Origin of the sequence: Veillonella parvula (assembly GCF_945949885.1) — a bacterium.
Classification (GTDB): domain Bacteria; phylum Bacillota; class Negativicutes; order Veillonellales; family Veillonellaceae; genus Veillonella; species Veillonella parvula_B.
On record NZ_CAMFFZ010000026.1, the window covers coordinates 22,012 to 32,315 of the forward strand.

At 41.5% G+C, this 10,304-nt stretch carries 6 protein-coding genes and 1 tRNA gene; 5 read left to right on the top strand and 2 right to left on the bottom strand.

Translation table 11 applies throughout. The annotated features are described in order from the left end of the window. Nucleotides 1-164 precede the first annotated feature (164 nt). The gene (locus Q7O55_RS07880; RefSeq protein WP_303929609.1) at nucleotides 165-3,905 is read left to right on the top strand and encodes a phosphoribosylformylglycinamidine synthase; all 3,741 of its coding nucleotides are present in this window, start codon (nucleotides 165-167) and stop codon (nucleotides 3,903-3,905) included. Nucleotides 3,906-4,070: 165 nt separating this feature from the next. Next, entirely contained in the window at nucleotides 4,071-5,321 is a 1,251-nt protein-coding gene (locus tag Q7O55_RS07885; RefSeq protein WP_303929610.1) for an FprA family A-type flavoprotein, read from the top strand. 176 nt (nucleotides 5,322-5,497) lie between these two features. On the opposite strand, the gene Q7O55_RS07890 is transcribed toward Q7O55_RS07885, so the two are convergent. Continuing rightward, nucleotides 5,498-6,220 carry a response regulator transcription factor gene (locus Q7O55_RS07890; protein WP_303929611.1) on the bottom strand — a complete coding sequence of 241 codons (723 nt, stop codon included), beginning with the start codon at nucleotides 6,218-6,220 and terminating at the stop codon, nucleotides 5,498-5,500. Beyond that, nucleotides 6,217-7,725 (bottom strand): HAMP domain-containing sensor histidine kinase, encoded by a 1,509-nt coding sequence (locus tag Q7O55_RS07895; protein WP_303929612.1) that lies wholly within the window; start codon nucleotides 7,723-7,725, stop codon nucleotides 6,217-6,219. The genes Q7O55_RS07890 and Q7O55_RS07895 overlap by 4 nt, the downstream gene beginning before the upstream one ends. Before the next feature lie 159 nt (nucleotides 7,726-7,884). Between Q7O55_RS07895 and Q7O55_RS07900 the strand changes: the two genes are divergently transcribed. The 3 genes from Q7O55_RS07900 (at nucleotide 7,885) to Q7O55_RS07910 (ending at nucleotide 10,208) form a co-directional block, all read left to right on the top strand. After that, nucleotides 7,885-8,520, top strand: coding sequence for a phosphatase PAP2 family protein (locus Q7O55_RS07900; protein ID WP_303929613.1), 636 nt, complete (start codon nucleotides 7,885-7,887; stop codon nucleotides 8,518-8,520). Nucleotides 8,521-8,544: 24 nt separating this feature from the next. Continuing rightward, nucleotides 8,545-10,017: a glycosyltransferase family 39 protein gene (locus Q7O55_RS07905; protein WP_303929614.1), complete on the top strand. Its 1,473-nt coding sequence runs from the start codon at nucleotides 8,545-8,547 to the stop codon at nucleotides 10,015-10,017. Nucleotides 10,018-10,117: 100 nt separating this feature from the next. Then, nucleotides 10,118-10,208: transfer RNA gene (locus Q7O55_RS07910), tRNA-Ser, on the top strand. The last annotated feature ends 96 nt before the right edge of the window (nucleotides 10,209-10,304 follow it).

Sequence of the window (10,304 nt, forward strand, 5' to 3'; positions counted from 1 at the left end):
AAAGCTTCATGAAAGTTAGGTCTTATGACCTTCATGAAGCTTTCATATTCATTAGTACTTCTAATCTTTTTATTAGTAAGATTATCTTTACTTATAAGTCTAGACCGACTATACTTAATTTGTCAATATCCCATAGGGAATTATATACATTACAGGAGGCTACAATGGCTATACAACGATTATTCGTAACAAAACGAGAATCTTTCAACCAAGAAGCACAACGCATGTTACATACCTTACAACAGGAATTATCTATGCCTGCTACAAGTGTAACTATCTATGAACGATACGACATCGAACATTTAGATGCAAAAAATTTAGAGTCTGCAAAAAATCTAATTTTCTCTGAACCTCCTGTAGATACAGTATTAGAAGAAATCCCAAGTGTTCAAGGCTTTATATTCGCTGTTGAATATGTGCCAGGTCAATACGACCAACGTGCTGACAGTGCAGAGCAATGTATTTCCATGCTCACCCTTACATCTGGCCACATCGTACGTTGCGCTCGCGTATACGCTATCGAAGGTACTTTCACCAAAGAACAGGAAAATGCCATCAAAGCATACTACATTAACCCTGTTGATTCCCGCGAAGCGAGCCTTGATATACCAAATACATTAGCTCTCGATTTAGAAGATCCAAAGCCAGTAGCAACAATTGATGGCTTTACTACGATGAGCGATGCTGATTTAGAAGCGCTCATCAAGAACTACGGTCTTGCTATGACATTAGCAGACCTTCAAATGATTAGACAACAATACGCAGAGATAGAACACCGCGATCCTACGATTACAGAAATTCGCCTCTTCGATACATATTGGTCTGACCACTGCCGTCACACTACCTTTATGACGGAATTGACGGATATCACTATTGAAGACAGTCGCTTCACAGGCTCTATAAAGGAAGCCCTCGAAGAATATATGGATGGCCGTACCGAGATCTACAAGACTAAGAAAAAAGCTCGCTCCCTCATGGACATGGCTACATTGGCTGTAAAAGAATTACGCCACGCTGGCGGTCTAACAAATCTCGATGAATCCGATGAAATCAATGCATGTACCATCATCGTACCTGTCGATGTAAACGGCAAAACCGAAGAATGGTTGTTATTGTTCAAAAACGAAACCCATAACCACCCTACCGAAATCGAACCATTTGGTGGCGCAGCTACCTGTTTAGGTGGCTGTATTCGCGACCCATTGAGTGGCCGCGCTTACGTATACCAAGCTATGCGCATCACAGGCTCTGGCAATCCACATACAAGCCTTGAAGATACGTTAGAAGGAAAACTACCACAAAAAAAAATCACCCAAGAAGCGGCTCGTGGCTATTCCTCTTACGGCAACCAAATTGGCCTTGCTACAGGTGAAGTAAAAGAATATTACCATCCTGGCTACGTAGCGAAACGCATGGAAATTGGTGCTGTTATCGGTGCCGCACCTCGCAACCAAGTTCGCCGCGAAGAGCCGACTGCCGGTGATGTTGTAGTATTACTGGGCGGTAAAACTGGTCGTGATGGCTGTGGCGGCGCTACAGGTTCCTCTAAAGAACATACCGTTGATTCTCTATCCACATGCGGTGCAGAGGTTCAAAAAGGCAACGCCCTCACAGAACGAAAAATTCAACGTTTATTCCGTCGTGGCGAAGTAACGACACTTATCAAACGTTGTAATGACTTCGGCGCAGGCGGTGTATCTGTCGCCATCGGTGAATTAACTGACGGTTTATCAATCAATCTTGACTTAGTTCCTAAAAAATACGCTGGCCTCGACGGTACAGAGTTAGCCATTTCTGAATCACAAGAGCGCATGGCCTGTGTCATCGCCGCTTCTGATGTAGAAGCGTTCAAAGCATACTGCGACGAAGAAAACTTGGAATGCACAGTTGTAGCTAAGGTAACTGATACAAATCGCCTTGTTATGAACTGGAATGGCAAAACAATTGTAGATATTAGCCGCGACTTTTTAAATACAAATGGTGCTAGCCAACAACAAGAAGCTATCGTAAAAGCTCCAGCAGATCGCTCCTACTTCTTACGCGGTTCTGCTAGTGCAGATAACTTCAAAGAAAAATGGCTCGCAGCTGTATCCGATTTAAATGCAGCCTCCCAACAAGGCTTAGCAGAACGCTTTGACAGCACTGTGGGTGCTAATACGGTGCTCATGCCATTCGGTGGTAAGTTCCAAAAAACGCCTACCCAAGGCATGGTGGCTAAATTACCTGTTCTAAACGGTGAAACTACAACGGCTAGCATCATGACTCATGGCTTTGTACCCGAGTTATCTGCATGGAGCCCTTATCATGGTGCACAATATGCAGTGCTTTTATCTGTAGCAAAATTAGTAGCTCTTGGCGGTCGCCGTGAAGATGCATACTTAACATTACAAGAATATTTCGAACGCCTCAACTCTAAAGAATCTTGGGGTAAACCAGTAGCTGCACTTCTCGGTGCTTATAAGGCACAAAAAGAACTTGAAATCGGCGCTATCGGCGGCAAAGACTCTATGAGCGGTACATTTATGGACCTTACGGTTCCGCCTACCCTCGTATCCTTTGCGGTTGGTACAGCTCATGTAGATAATATCGTGAGCCAAGACCTTAAAGGCGTAGATCACCGCCTTGTATTCTTTGATGTACCTCGTACATACGATGACACTCCTGACTGGGATCGATTCAAAGAAAACTGCGATACACTACAAGAACAAATTGAAAAAGGTCGCGTTTACTCCGCCTATGTAGTTGATCAAGGCGGCATTCCTGAAGCAGTAACAAAAATGGCGCTTGGCAATAATATCGGTGTTAAATTCGATAAATACGCTGAACGTGGTATCTTCCAACCTGCTCTCGGTTCCTTCATCGTTGAAGTAGATATTACAGCTGTTAACTATCTTTTAGAGTTGCCTGATGTAAAAGTAATCGGTGTAACACAAGCCGCACCTGTTATCGAGTGGGAATGTCAATCTGTATCCCTTAAAGAGGTACAGACTGCCTACGAATCACCTCTAAACGACATCTTCCCTATGCACGCACCAAACGGCTTTGGTGAAGCAGTCGCTTACATTCACGACCAACATACTAAGCCTCGCAGTGTCTCCTTAGGTGCAAAACCAAAAGTTCTCATCCCAGTATTCCCTGGTACAAACTGTGAATTTGACTCTGCTCGCGCCTTCGAACGAGCTGGTGCAGAAACAGATATCGTAGTCATCCGCAACCAAACTCCAGAACAATTAAAAGAATCTATCGACGTAATCAAAGCTAAATTAGCCGAGTCTCAAATTCTTATGTTCCCAGGAGGTTTCAGCGCTGGTGACGAGCCAGATGGTTCTGGTAAATTCATGGCTACCCTCTTCCGCAATCCATACCTTGCAGAAGGCTTAGAAAACCTCTTGTACAAACAAGATGGCCTTGTATTAGGTATTTGTAACGGCTTCCAAGCGCTCATCAAGTTAGGCTTGTTACCTGGTGGACACATTGAAACCTTAACCGAAGATCATCCTACATTGACATACAACACGATTGGTCGTCACTTGTCTCGCATGGTCAACACGAAAGTTATTTCCACTAAATCTCCTTGGATGAGCGATGCCAAGGCAGGTGAAATTTACACGGTACCAATTTCCCACGGCGAAGGTCGATTTATTGCTTCCCCTCAACAAGTGTTAGAGTTCAATAAAACCGGCCAAATCGCTACACAATATGTAGACTTTGATGGTATTGCCTCCATGGATAGTCGCTTCAACCCAAATCAATCTGTAGCCGCTATCGAAGGTATTTATAGCCCTGATGGTCGCGTATTCGGCAAAATGGCACACTCCGAACGCTGTGGTGCAGGCATTAGCAAAAATATTCCTGGACAACTAGAAATGCCAATTTTTACATCTGGTGTAAAATACTTCAAATAATTGATTACTATGAACTTTCTTGTGAAAGCCTACTTCTTCAAGTAGGCTTTTTCAATATTGATTTTTTTCGAAAATATTAGTATTATAAATTGATACTATATTTACAAACATGAGTTCTCATGTAAAGCTATACATACCTAGTGTGGGTTAAGAAAGGATTTTATTATGCATTGTGCTCAGAAAATGACTCATAATATCTACTGGATTGGTAGTAATGACTGGACAACAGAACGTTTCGAAAACTTATTTCCTATTCCAAATGGTGTTAGCTATAACAGCTATTTCATCGACGACGAAAAGACTTGTGTCGTAGACTCTGTAGATGCTGAAATTCGTGAAGAGTACTTCGACAACTTGACTCACCTCTTAAATGGTCGTGAACTCGATTATATCGTCGTAAACCATATGGAACCTGATCATTGCCAAACATTATTGGAAACATTGGAACGTTATCCAAATTGTAAAATGGTAGGTAATGCTACAACATTCCGCATGTTTGAGCAATTCTATAACACTCCAAAACCAGAACAATACCATCAAATTAAAGAAGGCGATGAAATCTGTTTAGGTAAACATACATTGGTTTCTTACACTATGCCTATGGTTCACTGGCCTGAAGTAACTTGTACATACGAAAAATCTACAGGCACATTGTTCTCTGCAGATGCTTTTGGTACATTCGGTACAGTTAATGGTAATATCTTTGCTGACCAAACCGATTTCGTAGCCACATATGAAGAAGAAGCCCGTCGTTACTATACAAATATTGTTGGTAAATACGGACCTCAAGTACAAAATGCGCTTCGTAAAGTTTCTAATCTTGATATCAAACGCATTGCTCCACTTCATGGTCCAATCTGGCGCACCCCTGAATCTATCCAATATATCACGCACAAATACTTACATTGGTCCAGCTATACAGCCGAACAAAAAGGTGTTGTTATCGCTTTTGGTTCCATGTACGGCAATACTCGTGCTATTGCTCAACAATTAGCTAAACAACTATCCAAACGTGGCGTTACAGATATCAAAATTTACGATGTTTCCAAAACTAATGCTTCCTACATCATCTCCGATGCTTGGAAATATACTAACTTGGTAACTATCGCACCTACATATAACTTGAATCTATACCTTACTATGGAAAACTTTATCCATGAATTAAAAGCCCTTAACTTCCAAAATCACAAAGTATCCATCATCGGTAACCATTCCTGGGCATCCGCTGCGATGAAAATGATGGTAGCTCACTTTGAAAATGATTTCAAAGACATGGAAATAGTATCGGAACCACTCGATATAAAATCATCTCTAAAAGAAGAGGACATTCCACTAATTGAAAAAATGGCGGATGATATCAAACTATCCATCGATGCAGCAGATATTGAAAGCGCACAACGACCGAATGACCGATAGGTACAAAAAAGACCATAATAGAATACGTTTTTTGAACTGCACCCCCGAAATTGTGTCCAATTTCGGGGGTGCAGTTTTTTAGACCAAAATATTCTGATGAAACAAAAGAAAAAAGAAGCAGTGGATACTAGATTAAAATATAAGATTTCATTTTACGACGATTTTATCATCATATATTATTCCCTATTGTAATTATCCCATTTATGAAATCGGTACCCTACCCCCCACACGGTATCTATATATTCTTCATCGCCATACTTTTTATCAATTTTCATACGTAACCGGTTAATATGGACCATCACGGTCGATGTTTCACCAAAAGATTCCGAATTCCATAGTTTTTCGAAAATTTCTTCTTTCGTAAATACACGTCCCGGATTGGCCGCCAGAAGGATCAATATATCATATTCCCGCGGTGTCAATGCCACCTCTTCACCATGAAGCAAAACCATATGAGAGGCCAGTTTAATCTCCAGTTCACCGGCGCTAATTTTCGGTTCGGTAATGTCCGACACCGGTGCTATAGAATCTCTCACCCGATTAAAACGTTGAATATGTGCTTTCACACGAGCCACCAACTCGGCGGGGCTGAAGGGTTTAATTAAATAGTCATCAGCCCCTAATCCCAAGCCTCGTACTTTATCAATATCTTCACGTTTAGCGCTGACCATCATAATAGGGATTTCTTTTTGTTTGCGGATATCCCTACATATGGAAAATCCATCCTTCTTGGGTAACATGATATCCAGAATAATAAAATTATAATCCCCACGTAAAGCTTGCTCAACCCCGGTTGCGCCGTCCGTCACAACATCGACATCAAAACCTTCAATCTCCAGATAATCGCGCTCAAGTTCAAAAATACCCGCATCATCTTCTATAATTAAAACTCTATTCATGATCTCTCCTTTTCAGAATCTGTTACGGCAGGGAATTCCATGACAATCACCAGACCACGCTCGCCCGGCCCCTGTTCAGCCCAGATACATCCCTGCATATCGGTCACAATTTGTTTAACAATCGCAAGGCCTATACCGTTACCTTGAGCCACCTCGCTACGAGCTGTATCGGTGCGGAAAAAAATGTCAAACAGTCGGTTCAACATCTCCTCCGGAACCCCTATCCCGTTATCCGTAACAGTCAGCCGTAACCGGTCAGCGCCGCATGTTGTTGCAATACTGATTTGAAGCGGATCCGTACCTCTGTATTTCCAACTGTTTGAAAATATATTGTCCAATACACGACCGAATTGAACCGTATCAATACGAACCTGTCGACCGGGACAGCCGTAAGTCTGGTGAATCATAACTTCATTTTCTCCAAAATTGACATAGCGGTCTTTTATATAATCAGAAACCAATCGGTCCATCACGACTATATCATACTGATACTGAATCTGTCCCAATTCAAGTTTCGAAAAATCGGACAGCATATTAACGAGTTTTTCGATACGCCCCGACATATCATAAATCATCTGTACATAACGGGCACGCTTCTCCTCGGTTTGAGCAACCCCCTCCAGAATACCACTCGCATATCCCTTGACAGATGTGAGCGGCGTTGCAATATCATGACAGATACCGGCAATCATACGATGTCGTTTTTCTTCATATTCTTCCCGCAAAGCTTTCTCTTTAGCCAAGGACTGTTGCATACTGTTAAAAGCCTCACAAGTATTCCCCAATTCATCGTTATTTATAATATCGATAGGTTGGGGAATAATTCCGTTTTTTATATCTGTAGCCGCAGCCTGCAGGTAGTATAAAGGAGATAAAATCTGTCGTGATAAACGATTGGCCAAATATACGCCGCATAAAACAACGGATGCCAAAACACATATGATAACAAAACCGAATATGGTTTCTACCAATACCTTTTCCTCTGATTCACGTCCCATCGTTTTTGCCAGAAAAGGAATCCGTCCCGACCCGATAACTAATAATCCCGATCCATATCGATTCACATAAATCACCCGGTCTTCATCCCATTCATAATACTGAATATCATGACTTTCATCGTGGACAGAATCCAGCACATTACTGGCCAAATAAAACCCGTCAACCCCCGGAGTTGCATACAGCACCTCATCATCTTTCATAATGACTACATCAAGACCTTGCGCCTCGACGACAGCGGTATTATTACGTATATCAGAGACAGTGCTCTCCGAAGTCCATAATTTTTTATTAATTTGCTCCAATTCAAATTCAAAAATTTGAGACTGTAGCGTACTTGGCGCAAGCATCATCCACGATCGCTGTGATACGGGATCGGAAAACCGCAATACTCCCCATAGGGCGCCGACCAGTAAAAATAAAATAATAATCGGCACAATAATCATCAGCAGATTGCTGATTAACAACTTGTATTGCACACTCAAGCTCTGAAACCATTTATACTTCATAGCCCGCCTCCTTTATAACTCTATTATACGCACAAAAACGATATTCTCCTATACAAAACCTTTTAAATATCGTCATAAGACTGTAAGAATTTCGTAAAGTTTCTTCGATATGATGTATCCGTAAAACAAATACACCTAAATCACATATAAGGAGATTTTATGAATTACGAATTCTTTCAACTGATCAACAATATGGCGAGAATGAACCCCATCCTGGATCAATTCATGATATATTTAGTCAAATTCAGCGCTCCTGCTATGGCAGTTCTGGTAGCCGTACTTCTCGCTCTGGGTCTGTATACAAAAGATAAAGACTTGACCCATAATGTCATCCATGCGTTGCTGTTATTGAGTTGCACGCTCGGCATTCATTATCTGATCGGATTCTTCTATGCGGAACCGCGCCCGTTTGTAACACATACGGTTCATCTGTTATTACCGCACAGTGCAAATCCGAGTTTTCCTAGTACCCATGCAATGGGCATGAGCGCCATCACCTTATCGTTATTTACGGTTTATAAACGGTTGGGCGTTATCTTAATAATCCTGACCGGTCTCACCGGATTCGCCAAAATCTTTGTGGGTCACCATTACCCTATGGATGTTATCGGCGGCTTCATGATCGCATATATTCTTTATCTTTGGTACAACACATTCATCAAAGATAACATCACACCGTACTTAAAAAATCCGAAACATATAAAAACAGCTCTGATAAACTCTCTGAAACGTTCTGTTTTTTTTCATCAGGGAATCACAACGTCCTTTAACCGAACAATTAGTAAAACACTCTAGTTATCCGAAATAAGGAGAATTCCCATGATTCGACAAACTTATATCAAATTCATCAAATCTGAACACTTTCATATAACTATAATTTTATTCACAGCCGGATTCCTGTACCTTTTGGGAAATTCTGTTCTTCCCGTTACGGATCCTGTCGAATCCAACTATGCATTGACGGCAAAAGAAATGCTGCTGCAAAATAACTATCTGTCACCTCAAATTTTCAATCATTACTGGTATGATAAACCCGTATTCTACTATATAGAACTCATTATCGGTTTCAAACTGTTCGGCATCTCGAATTTCGGGGCCCGATTCTTCTCCGCTCTGTTAGGAATTGTAAATATCGGTTTACTTTATAAATTCGTATACCGTGTAAGTAATAAAAAAAACGCAATCATATCCGCCGTTTTATATGCTACAAGCGCGGAATTCTGGATTATCTCGAAAGCGGTCATCACCGATATGACACTGGCTCTGTTCCTTAATATAACCCTTATGAGTTTTTACATAGGATACCGCAAGCATATATTAAATCAGAATTATACAAAATACTATTATATAGCTTATATAGGATCCGCACTGGCCGTGTTGACAAAAGGTCCTATCGGCTTCCTCTTACCGGGCCTCATCATCTTCATATATCTGGGAATATCACGTAATCTGAAAGAACTGTTGCACCTGAAAATCCCGACAGGTTTACTTATACTCGTCACGCTAAGCGGCAGCTGGTATAGCTATATGTATATGGCTCACGGCAGTGACTTCATCAATGTATTCTTCGGAGTTCACAACTGGTTGCGCGCCACTCTGTCGGAGCACCCTAAATTTAATGTATGGTACTACTATATCATCGTAACCGTCATCGCTCTGTTCCCATGGTCGTTCATATTACCGTATAAACTGTATACGCAAAAACAGGCCTTATATGATCGTAAAAATGTAACGCCGTTGACCATGTATTTAATTACGTGGGGGCTCGCAATAATCCTCTTCTTTTCCTGTATGGCTACAAAATATACGACATATACATTTCCCGCCCTTGCTCCAATAACGGTTCTTATTGCCATATTATGTAAAAGGCATTACCTTTTTATTCGAAACACCGCTTTTGTAACCGTATGTCTTTACGGAATTCTCACATATACGGTAGCATATCCTCTTATGAAAAACGCCTCCTCCCCCCTAACCAGCCGATACATTCATGCCAATATTCCGTCCGACACGACGATACTCAACAGTCGCCGCAATTATCGAGTCTCAACCACCTACTATAGCGATCATATTATATACCAATTGGAGCCGGCCCGATCCACCCCCGTCAATCCCCTATCGCTTTCATGGGATGCAAAAAAAATAATGCCTTTTATCTATACAGATCAGTTACCCCAAAATACACCGCTCTATTTACTCACCGATACAAATCGCTTTCCGTCATTCTTAGATAAATCCCAATGGAGCCTTATTGAAACCAATGTGGAAGGATGCATCTATAAATACAACTGATTATATCGCAGATAAAAGTAACCGCCTAAAAAATTGACTTGACACGACACATAGTTTTTCGTATACTATTTAAGTAGCTGTTCAGCGAAACAGCGCTTATGGAGAGGTGTCCGAGCGGCTGAAGGAGCATGATTGGAAATCATGTGTGCGGTTATACCGTACCCAGGGTTCAAATCCCTGTCTCTCCGCCAAAACTGATAAGACCTCAGGTTGAAACCTGGGGTCTTATTTTATTGTACGCCGAATAGGCATGACTAAACCCCCAGTTAAACTGGGGGTCAGTAAAA